The sequence below is a fragment of the Streptomyces sp. H39-S7 genome (assembly GCF_027158205.1).
Classification (GTDB): Bacteria; Actinomycetota; Actinomycetes; order Streptomycetales; family Streptomycetaceae; genus Actinacidiphila.
Map to the genome: position 1 here is coordinate 14,914 of NZ_JAPVLU010000020.1, position 15,636 is coordinate 30,549.

Sequence of the window (15,636 nt, forward strand, 5' to 3'; positions counted from 1 at the left end):
CGCCGGGGGCCAGCCGCAGCGCGCCGGGCCACCGGCCGCTCGAGCCGGCTGTAGAAGTTCTCCCAGCCCACGTCCGCGCGTGCGGCCAGGCGCAGCTGCTGCAGGCCCATGTCCGCCTGCGCTGATTCCCGGGCCCGCTTCATCAGTAGCCGCCGGGCAGGAACGGGAAGCCCACCGCATCGCCCGCGTTGCCACCTCGACCCAGCACTTGCCCAGCTCCCGCCGCCGCTGTGCGTGCACGTGGGTCGGGCGGGTGTCCTGCGAGAGCTCCAGGGCGTCGTGCTGGGTCATGAGGGGCAGTCGTCCAGAGACCTCTGACAGCTGCCGAGCCGCTCGTCAGGGGTCTCGGGACGGCGGGTCAGGCCGGGGCGGGCGCTGTGGCCGGCGCGGGGTGCAGGTGCCCGGTGCGGCGCAACCCGGTCAGGGCAGTGGCGCAGCCGAGCCCGAGTGCGGTCAGGGCAGTCCAGGGCAGCCACGGGGTGTTCGTGCGGGCGGCGGCGTCGAACAGGGCGCCTACGGCGAGGTTTCCGCCGGCGACGGCGATGCCGGCCACGGTGCTGTAGGCGCCGTAGTAGGTGGCGATCATCCGGTCGCCCGCGAGGCGGACCAGCGTGTCCATCTCGAACGGATACAGCAGCGCGGACCCCGCGGCCAGCAGCGCCGCGCACACCACCAGCCCCGCGAGCCCGAGCACGGCGGCCAGACCGTCAGCGGCACGGTGGGGGCCTGGCAGCAGCGGCAGGAACGCCGCCCCCATCACGGCCAGACCAATCGCGATGGCCTTCGGCGCGTCCAGTCGTTTGCGCGCCCAGTCGGTGAGCCGCAGCTGGCCGACGACCGCGACCAGGGCGGACACGGCGAAGACCACGCCCATCGCGGTACTGCTGCCGTCGCCGAGCAGGGTGCGGGCCTGAAGGGGAAGGGCGAGGTAGGTCTGGAAGGCCAGCAGATAGGAGCCAGCCATCGCGGCCGAGAACAGCACGAAGGGTCGGTTGCAGCCGATCGCCCGCCAGTCCGCGGCGACCCCCCGCCACCCGCGCTCACGGTGCGGGTCCGGTGCCGGGCGCCGTTGTGGCAGAGCGCGGGCCTGCACCACCGCGAGGACCGCGAAGATGACGGCCGCCACTGTGCACACCAGCGGGAAGTCGAAGGTGAGCAGGGCCAGTCCGGCGAGCGGACCGAGCAGGATGCCCGCCTGGTAGAAGACGTTGAAGCAGGAGAACGCCTCCACCCGCCGCTCCCCTGCCCCGTCCGCCAGGTAGGCGCGTACCGCCGGGTTGAACAGGGCTCCGGCGAAGCCGGTGGCGGCGCAGGCGATGATCAGGGCGGGCAGGGTGTCGGCGACGGCCAGAAGTGCGAACGCCCCCGTCCGCAGGGCGCAGCCGGTAAGGATCATCGGCTTGTAGCCGATCCGGTCGGCCAGGGTTCCGCCCAGCCAGAACATGCCCTGCTGGGACAGATTGCGTACGCCCAGCACCAGGCCGACCGCCCACGCGGCCAGGCCCAAGCCGTGCGCGAGGTGGTCGGCGAGGTAGGGCATGAGCATGTAGAAGCCGAGGTTGATGCCGAACTGGTTGACCATCAGCAGCTGCATGCCGGTGTCGAAGGAGCGCATCTGGGCGCGCAGCCGCCTCACCGGACACCTGCGAGCAGGGCGCGTGCGGCGGCCGGAGCCGGATCGGTGACCGTGGTGCAGCGCGTCCAGGACGCGACGGCCCGCTCCCCGGGGTCGGCGATCTCGTCGGGCTCGACCGGGACGGGGGTGCCCAGCAGGTGGTGGCCGTGGCACCAGCCGTCGTTGTAGATCGTGTCGAGGTAGCGGTGGGGCCCGTCAGGGAAAACTGCGGCGATCCGGGTGCCGGCGGGGTAGGTGCGGGCGGCCCAGCCGGCGACCAGGGCGACCGCTCCCACGCTCCACCCGCCGCAGGCGTAGTGGTGGCGGGCCAGGAGGCGGCAGGAGTGCACTGCTTCGGCGGGGGCGACCCAGTGGACCTCGGTGAACGCCTCGTAGGCGACGTTGCCCGGGTGGATGCTGGAGCCCAGGCCGCGCATCAGCCGCTGCCCGGCGGGCTGCCCGAAGATCGTCGAGCCGGTCGCGTCCACCCCGATCAGCGCCAGATTGGGGAAGGTATGGCGCAGCGCGGTCGAGATTCCCGCCGAGTGGCCGCCGGTTCCGACCGACGTGACAAGAACGTCGATGCGGCCCAGTTGCGCGATGAGTTCAGCGGCCAGGGGCGCGTAGGCGGCGGCATTGTCCGGGTTGTTGTACTGGTCCGGGCACCAGGCGCCCGGGTGCTCGCCCAGCAGCTCGGCCACCTTCTCCCGCCGGGCCTGCTGCCAGCCTCCGACCGGGTGCGTGGCGGTGACGAGCTCGACGCGGGCACCATAGGCGGTCAGGGCGCGGCGGATGGGAAGTTCCAAGCCGGGGTCGGTGACGACAGTGACCGGGTGCCCGTAGGTGATGCCGGCCAAGGCCAGCCCGAGTCCCAGGGTGCCGCTGGAGGATTCGATGATCGGCGCACTGTCGGCCAGATCACCCCGGGCCCGGGCGCGGGCCACCATGTGCAGGGCGGGACGGTCTTTGATGCCGCCGGGGTTGGCGCCTTCGAGCTTGGCCCAAAAACCGCGGCTGGCGTCGGCGAAGGGTTCCCCGATCCACAGGACCGGGGTGTTACCGACCAGGTCGCAGGGTCCACGGGCGGACATCGGGGCAGGGGCGTACGCGGAAATGTTCATGAGGGGTATCACGGCTCCTCGCCCCAGGCCGGCATGGTCAGGCTCGGGGCATCGGCGGATCAGGACGCGGACACACAGCCGACCGGATCCCTCCGGCGTCGCCGGACAAGGTGAGGCACGGCGGCTGCGCGGGACCGGTCAGGTCCGAGCCACGCACAGGGCCGTGAGAATGCAGCGCCCGCCGACAGTGCGTCGGCCGGGGGCCAGGGTGGTCCCGGCGGCTGCGAGCGCAGCGAGGGCGTCCGGCCGGCCGCCTGCCGGGAGGGCGCCCCCCAGCGCGGGCGCAGGCGGAGCGTCGACTCGGACGCGGTCCACCGTGTGGTCGCCCGTTTCGGGGCAACACGGCGCGTGCTGCGGCGTCGAGGTAGTGACGGCGTCGCCAGACGCGGCCACAGGGGCGGCAGCCACCGAGAGTGCGTTCAGCGTGCGCTGCTCACTCTCGAACGCTGCGCCGTGGCCATGCAGGCAGCCCAGGAGGTGGAAAGCTACCCAGATCAGTACGGCGAACACACCACAGTCCCACACACGGCGATGCGCACAGGAGAATGACGCAGGGCCGATCATGCACACAAAGTATCCCCATAGACACTTAAAGTCATATCCAGGCGATACGGCGTGGCGTCCTTCCTGGCCTGGCGAGCCTCCCGCCGCTTCGACCAACTGATCGCCACCAACTGCCCGACGGCCGGGGCACCAGCCGCGTGCACTCCGACGCGCCGTGCGGGTGCAACTGTGGGCCCGGCGCGGAATCCAAGATGACCACGGATAGGCACCGTGACCGTGACTACGTAATTCTGCACGGCGAACTCCGACTCGTGCGCGCAGGCGTGCGGCCGGCGTCGCCGGACGGTTGAGGCGGGGTGAGAGTGCTGCCCGCGCGGCGCTATTTTCCGGAGGATTGGGGACCGACGGTGCGCGCCGGCCCCCTATCCGTGTGCGGTGCGGTCAGTTCTTGCCGAGCAACGCGTTCATCTGCGTGATCTCGGATGTCTGCGCGGTGACGACCGCGCTGGCGAGTTCCTTGGTCGGGCCGTATTGGCCCTTGGCCTTCTCGGTGTTGGCCATCTCGACCGCGCCCTCGTGATGCTTGACCATCATCTGCAGGAACATGCTGTCGAACGCGGCGCCGGAAGACTTCTTGAGCTTGTCCATGTCGTCCATGCTCATCATCCCCGGCATCCCCGAGGACATGTCCATCCCCTGCATCTCCTGCGGGACCGGCTCGCCCCATGAGGTGAGCCAGCTCGACATGGTCCTGATTTCGGGGTCCTGCGCGCCCTTGATCTTCGTAGCGAGGGCCTTGACGTCGGTGGAGACGGCTCGGGTGGCGGCCAGGTCGGCCATTGCCACGGCCTGCCGGTGGTGGGGGATCATCTGCTTCGCGAAGTCGACGTCGGCGGCATTGTGCGCGCCGGCCGAAGGGGGAGTCGAGGCAGGAGCTGTTGTGGACGGCGACGAGCTGGAATCCATGGATCCCATGTCGTGGCCGCTGCCGCCGCAGGCGGCCAACACCATGGCAGCGGCTGCCGTACTGGCGACGAGCGCGCTACGACGGATCAGTGAACGACGTGCGGTCATGAGAGGTACTCCTGAGTGTGAGGTTGCAGGGCAGGCCGGTCTCGGACGGCGGATCTGCGGGCTCAGTCGACGTCGCGGCTTGCTCTAAATCCTCAGGAGTTGCAGTTCGGCCAACGTCGGCGGCGCACGCCCTCCATCGGCGGTCCCGTACAGCAGGGGGGCGGCCACCTCGGACGAGAAGGTCAGGCATGTTGCGGCCAGGGCAGGGTCGGCCAATGCCATGGCGCCGTCCAGCGCACCGGACGCGCAGGTCACATCGGCGTGGTGTGCTCGACCGTCACATCCGTGGCTGTCGTAAGGACAGTCCCCTATGGGGGGTGCAGCAGCGGCGTGCGTCCCAGTGGCGGGCATCCCATGTTCGGGCATCTGCGGGCCGGTCGCGCCCAGCGCGTGCATTGCCAGCACACCGACGATCACCGCGAAGACGAGCAGCACGAAGGGCCGCAGCCGCGGCTGCGGTCGCACGCTTCCCGCCTGACCGATCATCGGCCCATAGTAGGCATACGCCGCCCGCGTCGGACGGAGGTCCGGGGGACGCACGTGGCTGGGCAGGCGGCGGTGCGGCCACCGGCAGCCAAGGGCCCGGGGTCTGATGCCAGGGCTTTGCATCAGCGCGACAGAGGGACTGGTCGGGCAATCATTCCCGTACCCCCGGAAGGGGAACCGCTGGTAGTGAGGCCGTCTACTATGTTCCTACGTACTACGGCGGAAGGGGCGCGGCATGCGGCGGCTGGGGGACCTCGAAGCGGAGATCATGGACCGCCTGTGGACGTGGAAGCGCCCGGCGACAGTCCGCGAGATCGTGGACGACATCAATCTCCAGCGGGACGTCGCCTACACGACCGTCATGACCGTGGCGAACATCCTGCACAGCAAAGGCTGGCTGCTGCGCGAGAAGTCCGGCCGGGCATGGGCCTACCTGCCGGTCCGTAGCCGCGAGGCGTACTCAGCCGCGTTGATGGAGGACGCGCTGGGGACCAGCGAGGATCGGCCCGCCGCGCTCGCGCACTTCGTCGAGCACATGTCCGACGATGAGGTCAGCGCCTTGCGCAAGGCGCTTCGGGCGGCCGGGCGGCGGACCAGCGCGTGAGCCCCGCCGCCGTGCTCATCGGCTACGCGGCCCTCGTCGGGTTCCTCGTGCCCCAGGTCCTGGTTCGCAGCTCGTGGCCGCATCGGGCCCCGGCTCTTGCCGTTGCCGCATGGCATGCGCTGACCGTGTCCTTTGCTCTCACCGTCGCGCTGACCGCTTACCACCTCGCCGTGCCGGACGAGCATCTTCACGCAGGACTTGTCGGCCTTCTGCACTCCTGCGGCTTGGCTTCAGATGCGAACTCCACCACTTTGGACTCCGCCGACGGCCTGAGTCTGGCCGTGCCCGTGGCCCTGATAGTGCTGCTCTTGGGAGCCTTCACCGTCGCTTTGGGCCGTGCCCGGTGGGCCCGCTCGAAGCACCGGCGGGTGCTGGACATGGTGGGCCGACGCTCGGAGCGGTTGCGCGCCACCGTGGTGGCGCACTCCCTGCCGGCTGCCTACTGCCTGCCGGGGCGCTGCCCTCGCGTGGTAGTCAGCCAAGGGGCGCTGGACTTGCTGTCCGTGCAACAGCTCGATGCGGTGCTGGAGCATGAGCGCGCGCACATCGCGGGCCGCCACCACGTGGCAATGGCTGCCGCGCAGGCGTTCGCCAAGGTCTTCCGCCGCCTTCCGTTGGCCCGTCATGCCCATGAGCAAACGGCCCTCCTTCTGGAGATGATCGCGGATGACCGTGCTCTGCGCTGTCACTCGCGCGAGGTACTTGCCACCGCCATGTACGAGATGGCAGCCGCACAAGCACCGGAGGGCGCGTTTGCGGCCGGCGGCCCCAGCGCCGTGCTGCGACTCCAGCGTGTTCTGATGCCCAACGCCGGACCTCACCCTGCCCTATGGGGGTCGCTGGCCGCCGCGGCGGTGACCGTGCCGCTGATCCCCTTCCTGGTCGCCTGCTCACCTGGCGTCGGGTAGCCCCAAATTTGCGCCTGATCTCTGCGTAGGTTGCCACCTCATCTACGAATCTACTAAGTTGCACCCCAGGTTTGCTCGACGCAGTCAATGCACCGACGCCGCAGTGGCGGTGACAGAACCGACCCGCCCGCACGGGCGAGCCAAGGAGTTGTCGCAGCATGGGAACGCACCGCCGACCGAAAGCGAAATCGACCGCCCACAGCCGGATCGCCGCGGTGACCATCGCGGCAGGTGCCCTCAGCCTCATTCCCTCCCCGGGGCAGGCCGAGCCGAAGCCCTCGGTGGACGTGGTGCGTCAGCAGGTCGACAAGCTGTACGAGCAGGCCGAGGCGGCGACCGAGCAGTACGACGGGATCCTCGCGCAGGAAAAGACCGCGCAGGCGCAGGCGGAACAGGCTTCGCGCCGAGTCGCCCGGCAGCAGGAGGACATCAACCGCCTGCGCGACGAGATCGGGCCGCTGGCTGCTGCGCAGTACCGCAACGGGGGTATCGACCCGACCATGCAGCTCATGCTCTCCAGCAATCCCGATGCCTTTCTCGGGCAGGCCGAAATGGTGGACCGGGTCAGCGGCCGCCAGGCGTCCGTATTGAGCGAGCTGGAGGCTAAACAACGTCAAGTAGCCGTGGAACGCGCCGCCGCAACGCAGAAGTTGATCGCAGTGGAGCAAAAGCGCCGGGACCTGTCCGCGAAGAAGACAGAGGTCCAAGGGAAGCTGGCCCAGGCCCGCTCCCTCCTCAACAGTCTCACCGCGAAGGACCGGGCGAAGCTCAAGGCCCAGGAGAAGGCCCAGTCCAAGGCATTGGGAAGCAGTGACAAGCCGGCAAACTACACGGGACCCGCGAGCGGACGGGCCCGCAGCGCGCTGGACTTCGCGTACGCGCAGCTCGGGAAGCCCTATCAGTGGGGTGCCACGGGGCCGAGTTCCTTCGACTGCTCCGGCTTGACCGGCGGGGCGTGGAGGGCTGCCGGGGTGTCGCTGCCCCGTACATCGCAAGATCAGTACGGGTCGGGCCGACAGGTCGCCCAGGCCGATCTGCAGCCGGGCGATCTGGTGTTCTTCTACTCCGACATCCACCACGTCGGTATATACATCGGCGGCGGAAAGATGATCCATGCCCCCCGCACCGGCAAGAACGTGGAAATCGCCGGGGTCAGTACGATGCCGTACGCCGGAGCCATCCGCCCCTGATCGCCACACCGCCGGGAAGCCACTGATAGGCCAGTTGTCCCGTGCTCCGACCCTCGGTTAGCTCGGCCGCATCACCCGTCCTGGCCGGCGGTAGCTCGTATCGTGCTCAGCAGCTCGCTGGTGAGGTTTCCCTCAGCCGTGGGCGAATCGGTTCGAGGGGGGCTGAGGCCCCAACGAAACCGCCTCCTCTGTCGAGAAAGTGCGCTGGGCGTTGGCGTGGCTCCGACCTGGAACTAGGAGTCGCGGGTGGATCGGATTCGGTAAGCCTTCGGTACGGAGCCCGGATGAAGGCTTGTCCGGCGTTGGGGGTCCGCCAGGGCGGTGGGCTCTGCCGCAGCGCGCCCCAGCCGCTTCATTTCGAACCCGATGAAGAGGACCCGGCGGCGCGGGGCGTGCGCCGTGATCTCCCGGGCGGCCTTCAGCGTCAGCTTGGACAGGGGCGGCGTGAGGCGTGAAGCAGCCGCCGACGAGACGCAGATGCGGGCTTGTTCGATACGCCCGCAGCCCTACGGGTGTCTGCCAGGCGATGATGCCCAGCCGGGGGCGCGGGCGGTCCAGCCCCCACCGGAGAGCAAACCGCAGGCCGCGAAGGCGAGCTACGCGGCACAAACGAGGAGGATGAGCGCCGCGCTCACCGCGCGGACTCCTCGGTCTTCGCGGTGTTGAGCAATTGGCGCAGGGCGGCGCTCTCGTGTGGCTCCATGCCCTCCACGAACTTCACCAGCATCGCCGTACGGTCGTCGGCGACCGCCAGCGCCTCGTTCATCAGCCCGGCCACGTAGTCCTCGCGACTGGCGATGGCCTCGTAGAAGTTGATGCGGCCGCGCTTGGCGCGGGTCATCCAGCCCTTGCGGTAAAGGATGTCCATCACGGTCTGGACCGTGGTGTAGGCGGGCTCTGGCTCTCGGTCGAGCCGTTCGAGGACGTCCCGAACGCAAACGGGTCCGTCGGTGGCCCAGACCGCGCCCATGATCGCGGCCTCCAGATCGCCGAAATGCGGCATGGCACCTCCCGTATCGCCCCACTGCCGCTCTCATCCTAAGCCGTCTAGGAGACGGTGGGCCCGAAAGGCGGTCTCCGGCCGGGTGGCATGTCCGGGCACCGGCTGTGGCCGCAACCGCCGGTTTCCGATGCCTGGCGGCAGGTTCCGGACAGTCGCCGGACATCCGCGCCAGCGGAACGGATTCCGGTTTGGATCCCACCTCGGTTGCAGGTGCTTGGAGTCCGGTGGCCGCACCTGCTCGGCGTCGGCATTGCGCTGGGCGGCGCGCAGCTGGTCGATCTCCGCCTGGAGCCGAGTCAGGTCGCCGCCCGATGTCGGGCTGTTCGGGTGCTGGCTTCCTACCGCCGCGCCTCATGAACCACATCAAGACGCCCATAACCACGGGGCACGCCAGCACGGGACATGGCCTCGTGCGCCACTATGAAGACTGGCCCGCGGAGAGGTTCTTTAGTTACTTGGCAAGTTCGTTTACCGAGGATGGTGCGCGACGGGGCCGCCCGCGGTGCGTCGCCGTCATTCGCGGGTGAATGCCACCTCGGGCACTCAACTAATATCCTTAGTAAGATCGGCGTAGTGTAAGTCCGGAACGCCACAGACGAGGAGAGGTGCCCATGGCCGGCAAGAACCCGAGGCCCACAGCCGGCAGCGGCGGGAATTCCGCAAAGCACACCGCCCGGGAGCGGGTTGCGGCCGCGCGTGCCGCCGAGGCCCGCAAGGAACGGCGGCGCCGCGCGACCTTCATATCCAGCGTGGGCGTGATCGGTGCGGCCTTGATCGGGGGCGTGGCGTGGGCGGTGGTGGCGAACGGCGGCTCGGGCGCGAGCGACGCGAAGGCGAGCGGGCCGCTGCCGGCACCGGTCACGTTCGGTAGTGCGACGGCGCTGCCGCCGTGGGCAGCTCCGGCGGACGCTTCGGCCGGTGCGAAAGCGGCGGGAATGAAGGTGTCTGCGATGGAGGGCACTGTGAACCACTTCCATGCGCACTTGGATGTGATCGTCGATGGCAAGCCGGTGCCGGTACCGGCAAACCTGGGGGTCGACCAGGCCGCACGGGCGATGTCGGAGCTGCACACGCACGATGCGTCCGGAGTGGTGCACATCGAGGCCCCCGCGCACCGCCGCTACATCCTGGGCCAGCTGTTCGACGAGTGGGCCGTGAAGCTGGACGCCCAGCAGGTCGGCGGCCTGAAGGTCGGTAGCGGCAAGCAGCTGACAGCCTACGCGGACGGCAAGAAGGTGGCCGGGGACCCGGCGTCGATCGAGCTGACCGCGCACCGGGAGATCACCCTCGTCTACGGGGCCGCCGATGCTTCGGCGAAGGTGCCCTCCTCCTACGAGTTCCCGTCGGGCGAGTAGCCAGCAGTCGGGCCAGTGCGGCCGCGGTGGCCCGCCCGTGCTGTCGCCGCTGCGGTCACCGCCGGGCGGCATGCAGCTGCTGGGTCTCCTCCCAAGGCGCGACCACGACCACGAGCTCAGCCAGCTGTCCCGGACTTCAGGGCGTCGCGCTGTCGGCCACCAACCGTTGTGCCGACCGCAGTACGACGAGGAAGCAGCCAGCCGCTTAAGGGGCTGGCTGGGCTGGGGGAGCGCGGCGGCCGGCCCCCGCCCATCACCAACGGGCGCTCCGCGGTTATCGCACAAGGACCCTCGGGGCGTGGAGCAGCGGGATCACGACTGCGACAACCGAGTCGTCCAGGGCCGGCAGCTCCTCGATCGCTAGCGCGGACCGTAATGGGAACGGCCCCTCGGCCGCAGCGTCGATACCGCTCTGATGTGGGGCAACGGGGGCCACCGTAGGCTTCGCGATCTTGCTGGCGTCGGGTTGGGCCGCCACCCCTATCCCTGGTTGCCCTCTGCACAGCCGGCCTGGAATGCAGGACCGCGACCACGGTGGCATGGCTCGCCGACACCGTCTCCATCATCGTGAGGGGGCTCGTTGATCGCGCATGCAGAAAGGGCACTGGAGGCCGCGAAGAGCCGGATCCCTTCCAAGGGGTCCGCGAGTTTGGGGCCGTAGTCGCCTACTGCCGGGCCGGCGCCGCGCGTTCAGCAGCGGGGGCATCGCGCATACCGAGCCGCAGGTGCTCGACGTGGAAGAGGGCCTGATCCAGTAGCTCGGCGACATGGTTGTCGTAGAGGGCGTAGACGATGGATCGCCCCCGGCGTTCTCCGGTGACGAGTCCGAGGTTGCGCAGCAGGCGGAGCTGGTGGGAGCAGGCGGAAGCTTCCATGCCCACGGCCTCGGCGAGGTCGCCGACCGCGCAGGGGCCCTCCTGAAGGCGGGCCAGGATGTACAGCCGCGATGGGGTCGCCAGGGCCTGGAGGGTGGCGGCGATGTCGGTGGCCCCCGCCGCGTCCAGACGTTCGCGGGGGGTGGCGTGGTTCTTGTCGTCGGCTCCGTGACCCATAGCGCTCATCCTACCGGCCAAATGTGAAGACCTGTTCAGATGTTCCTGTACGGTGGACGTGTCGCCTTCTTTCTGCCCTGAAGGGTTGTTTTGTCATGCCTTCCGACCTGCTCCAGCGGCCCGAACGGCCAGCCCCGGCCGCTTCGCGTACGGCGCAGAAGCGGCGTACCCAGGTGTTCGCGCTGGCCGAGGCTCGCTGGGCCGCCGCGGCGCTGGTGCTGTTCCTGATCGCGCTGCCGCTCCAGCTGACTGGCGCGGCACCCACCTGGGTATGGGGTCCGCTGTACGCCGCCGCCTACGTCACCGGCGGCTGGGAACCGGCCTGGGCCGGGCTGACGGCGCTGCGGGAGAAGACCCTGGATGTGGACCTGCTGATGATCGTGGCCGCGATCGGCGCGGCCTCGATCGGGCAGGTGATGGACGGCGCGCTGCTGATCGTCATCTTCGCCACCTCCGGCGCCCTGGAAGCCCTGGCGACCGCCCGCACCCAGGACGCGGTGCGCGGTCTGCTCCACCTCGCCCCGGCCAGCGCCACCCGCGTGGCCGATGACGGGAGCGAGTCGACGGTCGCCACCGAGGTCCTGGTGGTCGGAGACACCATCCTGGTCCGCCCCGGAGAACGGGTAGGCGCGGACGGCCGTGTTGTGGACGGGGCCAGCGAGGTGGACCAGGCCACCATCACTGGCGAGCCGCTGCCGGTAGCGAAGGAGACGGGGGACGAGGTGTACGCCGGCACGCTGAACGGCACCGGCGCCCTGCGGGTCAAGGTCGAGCGGGACGCCTCGGACTCGGTGGTCGCCCGGATCGTGGCGATGGTCGAGGAAGCCTCCAAGACCAAGGCGCCCACCCAGCTGTTCATCGAGAAGGTCGAGCAGCGCTACAGCCTGGGCATGGTCTTCGCGACCTTGGCCGTCTTCCTGATCCCCCTCGCGTTCGGCGCGGACCTGACGGTCTCGCTGCTGCGGGCGATGACCTTCATGATCGTGGCCTCGCCGTGCGCGGTGGTTCTGGCGACGATGCCACCACTGCTGTCGGCGATCGCCAACGCCGGACGGCACGGCGTCCTGGTGAAGTCCGCCGTCGTCATGGAGCGTCTCGGGCAGGTCGACGCGGTCGCGCTCGACAAGACCGGCACCCTGACCGAGGGCACCCCTCGGGTCACCGACATCCGCCCTCTGACCGGCTCCGGCCTGGCCGAGGACGCCCTGCTGGCGCTGGCCGCCGCCGCAGAGCACCCCAGCGAACACCCTTTGGCCCGCGCGGTCGTCGACGCAGCGCGCACCCGCGGACTGGCCATCGCGGACACGCGGGACTTCACCTCCGCCCCCGGTGTCGGCGTCACCGCCACCATCGACGGGCACACGCTTGCAGTCGGCGCCCCTGCACGGCTCCTCGCCGACAACGACGACACCCTCGCGGCTCGCGCCGCCGAGGTCGCGGCCGAGCTGGAACACGGAGGCCGCACCGCGGTGTTGGTCCTGCGCGACAGCGTCCCGGTCGGGGTGCTGGGCATGGCAGACCGCCTGCGCGCTGACGCCGCAACCACGGTCGCTTCCCTGGCCATACTGACCGGCAGCACCCCGATGCTGGTCACAGGCGACAACCCGCGCGCCGCCGCCCGCCTGGCCGCCGAGGTCGGGATCACCGCAGACGACGTACACGCCGGCCTCCTGCCGCAGGACAAGGTCGAGGCGGTGCGCCGCCTGGAGTCCCGCGGCCGCAAGGTGCTGGTCATCGGTGACGGCGTCAACGACGCCCCCGCCCTGGCCGCCGCCCACACCGGTATTGCCCTGGGGCGTGCCGGCTCCGACCTCGCCCTGGAAACCGCCGACGCCGTCATCGTCCGCGACGAACTCGCCACCGTCCCCAAGGTCATCGCCCTCTCGCGCGCGGCACGCCGCCTGGTGGTGCAGAACCTGGTCATCGCCGCCGTGTTCATCTCCAGCCTGGTCATCTGGGACCTGATGGGCCATCTGCCGTTGCCTCTCGGCGTGCTGGGCCACGAGGGGTCGACCGTCATCGTCGGGCTCAACGGCCTGCGTCTGCTGCGCGACGGAGCCTGGGACCGCGCCGCCCAGGACGCGCGGTGAGCCGACGCCGCAAGAAGGCAGCCCCCGAAATGGGGGCGGTCCGACCCACCGTCACCGTCTGCCGCGGCTGCTGCTGCGGCACAGCACAGAAGGTCCCCCGTCTGGACCATGAAGCGCAGCTCACCGACCTGCGCACCTCGCTCGCCGGGGTGGCGATGGTCCGCCGTGCCGACTGCCTGGACGCGTGCGAGCGCGCCAACGTCATCGTCATCCAACCCTCCGCCGAAGGCCGCACAGCCGGCGGACGGCCCGTCTGGCTCGGACAGGTCAACGACCCCGACGCCGCTGCCGACATCACCACCTGGGTCGAAAACGGCGGCCCCGGCCTCGCCGACCCACCCGGCATCCTCGACCTCTACACGTTCAGCCCGTCCCGACGCGTCCGCCACGAACTCGAAGACTGACCGGCCCCCGCCGGGGTGCTGTCGCATCCGGCTGCCCGCTCACTCTTCTTCGTCATCGAGCGCAACCGCATCCGGGTCGCGCAGCGGGCGCAGGCCGCGGCCGGTGGAGGCGGTGAAGCTGTAGCGGCCCAGGATGAGGGTGCGGTGCTTGAGCGGGGACAGCCGGGCGATGTCCGCGTCACGAATCTCGCGGCTGTCCCCGCGCGCCGCTGGGCGACGGCGGCGTCGATGTACCACGGCGTTCAGGACCAGAGCCAGCGGAGCTGGTCTGACCTGCCGTCCCGGTACGCCTGGTGGATGGTGACGCGCTTGTCGTGACACCCTGGTGGGCTCGCTTGTGGCGAATCTCCTGCACGGTCAGCAGGCGGTTCATCTGCCGAGGGCAGGTGTCGTCGATCGGGTCGACGACGCTCAGCAGATGCTCCGGCTTGACGATCCGCCCGCACCCGGCGAACGAGGTGGGGCGGCCCTCGCGGCCGACTCCGCAGCAGGTCGCAGGCGCGGACCTGGCTGGACGCCGGTCCGCCGTGGAGAGGAGCTTCCCGGACAGCGTGGTGTCGCCCAGGACCAGTGCCGCAGGGCGCTCGGCCGCCGGATGGACCGTGCGGGTCTCGATCACCGCCTTGCTGCCGGCCTCAGCCGTTCACAGGCCCCGGACTGCGAACACCTCGATCACCGCGGCCACGACCACCAGAAGCACCACCGCGGCGCGCATACACGGGGCGTCACGACTCTTCGTCCCTCTCCGGGTAAATGAAGGTCCGGGTCACCAGATGGTTGGGTGCGGTCAGCGTCTCGCGCTGCGGGCGCCCATCCGCGCCGACGGTGAGTTCGATCTGGGTCTGCCCTGCCGGGTAGCCGAGCAACACTGTGGTGGTCCCGTCCGAGCCGGGCACGGTGTTCACACTCGCCGCGCGGCCGCCGCTGTACGGTTCGCTGGTCAGAAACTGCTTCCCCGTCGGCGTGAGGGAGTGAGGAATGCCCAGGCCACGCGTGGTATCGCTGGTCACCCGCTCATAGACTGTGAGCGTTCCGGTGCCGCTTAGGACTCTCGCGAGGCGCTCCAACGCCTCGGGATCGGGATGGGCCGGCCACGGCACGGCCACCGACGCCGTACCCCCCTGCCACCCATTCGCCGCCACCCGCAACGTCAGGTGGCTGGTGCCCTTCCCCCAGGCGACCGGCGCCACGAAGCAGCCCACTCCGCACCCGCGTACCCGCAGCGTGCGCGTCGCACTGGCCGGATCGGCCAGCGTCGCCGAGAGCCGGTACCCGGCGTCAGCCCCCGGCGCGTCCGAACCCGGCGCCGTCAACTGCAGCACTACCTGGCCGTCACTCGCCGCTACGCTCACACCGATCTCCCCCGTACGCGCACCCACTTGGACCACCGGCCCGGTCGCCGGCGGCGCGACCAGCAACGTGCCCCCACCCTGCCGCGGCGGCGCCGACGCACCCAGCACCGCGGTCACCCCCAGCACCGCCACTAGCAGCCCTGCCTCGGCCCGCACCACACGCACCGGCACCGATCCCTCCCGGCGGCGAAGCCGCCACCGCCCCGCCAGCGCGCACCCCGACACCGCCGCCACCAGGCCGAGTTTCACCAGCAGCCAGCGCCCGTACCCGGTCGAGGTGACCGACGACAGCGGAACGACCACCAGCGCCGACACCACTCCCGTGGTCACCACGGCGGCGAACAGCCAGGCCGCCAGCCGGGCGTACGAACCCAGCACCGCCCAGCCCGCAGCCGGCGCGGACCGCCAACACACCGCGCACCGCACCACGTACACCAATCCGCCCACCCACACCGCCGCCGCACCCAGATGCACTGTCGCCGCCAGTGCGCCCCAGCCCGGGAGGAACGCCTGCGGATGCGCCCGCAGACCCTCCGCGACCACCACCACCGACACCGGCACCCACACCCAGCCCGGCCACCTCCACCCCACCAGCCCGCCCGCGGTGAACGCCCCTGTCTCGAACAGCGCCAGGACGCCGGGACGGCTGTCCAGCTGGCCCAGCGCCGGATCCGTCACAGCGGACAGCATGCTGCCGTCCCCGACGATCACCGCCACCAAGCCCAGAGCAGCCCCAAGCCCGGTCACAGCCGCAAACAACGCCCACCGGGGCGGCAGCCGACCCCCGCCGGGCAATGCACGACGCCCCCACCGAACCGCGACAGCCTCGCCAAGGACCATCGCCAGTGCGGCGAACAGAACCCACCGCAGCACCATCG

General features: G+C 70.3%; 13 protein-coding genes and 1 pseudogene. 6 read left to right on the forward strand and 8 right to left on the reverse strand.

All coding sequences use genetic code 11. The annotated features are described in order from the left end of the window. Positions 1 to 358: 358 nt before the first annotated feature. The 4 genes from O3X23_RS20440 to O3X23_RS20455 form a co-directional block, all read right to left on the reverse strand. Entirely contained in the window at positions 359 to 1,636 is a 1,278-nt protein-coding gene (locus O3X23_RS20440) for an MFS transporter (RefSeq protein WP_269272889.1), read from the reverse strand. Next, positions 1,633 to 2,736, reverse strand: a complete 1,104-nt coding sequence (locus O3X23_RS20445; protein ID WP_269272890.1) for a PLP-dependent cysteine synthase family protein — start codon at positions 2,734 to 2,736, stop codon at positions 1,633 to 1,635. The genes O3X23_RS20440 and O3X23_RS20445 overlap by 4 nt, the downstream gene beginning before the upstream one ends. Positions 2,737 to 3,681: 945 nt before the next feature. Further along, positions 3,682 to 4,314, reverse strand: a complete 633-nt coding sequence (locus O3X23_RS20450; protein ID WP_269272891.1) for a DUF305 domain-containing protein — start codon at positions 4,312 to 4,314, stop codon at positions 3,682 to 3,684. A gap of 84 nt (positions 4,315 to 4,398) precedes the next feature. Then, positions 4,399 to 4,800, reverse strand: coding sequence for a DUF6153 family protein (locus tag O3X23_RS20455; protein WP_269272892.1), 402 nt, complete (start codon positions 4,798 to 4,800; stop codon positions 4,399 to 4,401). A gap of 235 nt (positions 4,801 to 5,035) precedes the next feature. Here O3X23_RS20455 and O3X23_RS20460 point away from each other — a divergent pair, with 235 nt between their 5' ends. The 3 genes from O3X23_RS20460 (at position 5,036) to O3X23_RS20470 (ending at position 7,502) form a co-directional block, all read left to right on the forward strand. After that, a complete protein-coding gene (locus tag O3X23_RS20460; protein WP_198358717.1) occupies positions 5,036 to 5,404 on the forward strand; it encodes a BlaI/MecI/CopY family transcriptional regulator in 369 nt (122 codons plus the stop codon). Then, the gene (locus tag O3X23_RS20465; RefSeq protein WP_269272893.1) at positions 5,401 to 6,312 is read left to right on the forward strand and encodes a M56 family metallopeptidase; all 912 of its coding nucleotides are present in this window, start codon (positions 5,401 to 5,403) and stop codon (positions 6,310 to 6,312) included. Before O3X23_RS20460 ends, O3X23_RS20465 begins: the two co-directional genes overlap by 4 nt. 158 nt (positions 6,313 to 6,470) lie before the next feature. Continuing rightward, positions 6,471 to 7,502 (forward strand): C40 family peptidase, encoded by a 1,032-nt coding sequence (locus O3X23_RS20470; protein ID WP_269272894.1) that lies wholly within the window; start codon positions 6,471 to 6,473, stop codon positions 7,500 to 7,502. A 631-nt stretch (positions 7,503 to 8,133) separates the two neighbouring features. Here O3X23_RS20470 and O3X23_RS20475 read toward each other — a convergent pair. After that, complete coding sequence (locus O3X23_RS20475) at positions 8,134 to 8,505, reverse strand: BlaI/MecI/CopY family transcriptional regulator (RefSeq protein WP_269272895.1); 372 nt, start codon at positions 8,503 to 8,505, stop codon at positions 8,134 to 8,136. Between the two features lie 611 nt (positions 8,506 to 9,116). On the opposite strand from O3X23_RS20475, the gene O3X23_RS20480 reads away from it, so the two are divergent. Beyond that, complete coding sequence (locus O3X23_RS20480) at positions 9,117 to 9,860, forward strand: hypothetical protein (RefSeq protein WP_269272896.1); 744 nt, start codon at positions 9,117 to 9,119, stop codon at positions 9,858 to 9,860. A gap of 665 nt (positions 9,861 to 10,525) precedes the next feature. Here O3X23_RS20480 and O3X23_RS20485 read toward each other — a convergent pair. After that, complete coding sequence (locus O3X23_RS20485) at positions 10,526 to 10,912, reverse strand: ArsR/SmtB family transcription factor (RefSeq protein WP_269272897.1); 387 nt, start codon at positions 10,910 to 10,912, stop codon at positions 10,526 to 10,528. Positions 10,913 to 11,007: 95 nt separating this feature from the next. Between O3X23_RS20485 and O3X23_RS20490 the strand changes: the two genes are divergently transcribed. Next, positions 11,008 to 13,002 (forward strand): heavy metal translocating P-type ATPase, encoded by a 1,995-nt coding sequence (locus tag O3X23_RS20490; RefSeq protein ID WP_269272898.1) that lies wholly within the window; start codon positions 11,008 to 11,010, stop codon positions 13,000 to 13,002. Continuing rightward, positions 12,999 to 13,406 (forward strand): (2Fe-2S) ferredoxin domain-containing protein, encoded by a 408-nt coding sequence (locus O3X23_RS20495; RefSeq protein WP_269272899.1) that lies wholly within the window; start codon positions 12,999 to 13,001, stop codon positions 13,404 to 13,406. The genes O3X23_RS20490 and O3X23_RS20495 overlap by 4 nt, the downstream gene beginning before the upstream one ends. Positions 13,407 to 13,445: 39 nt before the next feature. Here O3X23_RS20495 and O3X23_RS44220 read toward each other — a convergent pair. Continuing rightward, positions 13,446 to 13,933: pseudogene (locus tag O3X23_RS44220) on the reverse strand (Tn3 family transposase); the annotation flags it as partial. A gap of 198 nt (positions 13,934 to 14,131) precedes the next feature. Next, positions 14,132 to 15,475, reverse strand: coding sequence for a copper resistance D family protein (locus O3X23_RS20505; protein WP_269272901.1), 1,344 nt, complete (start codon positions 15,473 to 15,475; stop codon positions 14,132 to 14,134). Positions 15,476 to 15,636: the final 161 nt, after the last annotated feature.

Coding starts and splice junctions, on each gene's coding strand:
- O3X23_RS20455 (WP_269272892.1), bottom strand. CDS start 4,800: ATGATCGGTCAGGCGGGAAGCGTGCGACCGCAGCCGCGGCTGCGGCCC.
- O3X23_RS20460 (WP_198358717.1), top strand. CDS start 5,036: ATGCGGCGGCTGGGGGACCTCGAAGCGGAGATCATGGACCGCCTGTGG.
- O3X23_RS20470 (WP_269272894.1), top strand. CDS start 6,471: ATGGGAACGCACCGCCGACCGAAAGCGAAATCGACCGCCCACAGCCGG.
- O3X23_RS20480 (WP_269272896.1), top strand. CDS start 9,117: ATGGCCGGCAAGAACCCGAGGCCCACAGCCGGCAGCGGCGGGAATTCC.
- O3X23_RS20475 (WP_269272895.1), bottom strand. CDS start 8,505: ATGCCGCATTTCGGCGATCTGGAGGCCGCGATCATGGGCGCGGTCTGG.
- O3X23_RS20450 (WP_269272891.1), bottom strand. CDS start 4,314: ATGACCGCACGTCGTTCACTGATCCGTCGTAGCGCGCTCGTCGCCAGT.
- O3X23_RS20485 (WP_269272897.1), bottom strand. CDS start 10,912: ATGGGTCACGGAGCCGACGACAAGAACCACGCCACCCCCCGCGAACGT.
- O3X23_RS20490 (WP_269272898.1), top strand. CDS start 11,008: ATGCCTTCCGACCTGCTCCAGCGGCCCGAACGGCCAGCCCCGGCCGCT.
- O3X23_RS20445 (WP_269272890.1), bottom strand. CDS start 2,736: ATGAACATTTCCGCGTACGCCCCTGCCCCGATGTCCGCCCGTGGACCC.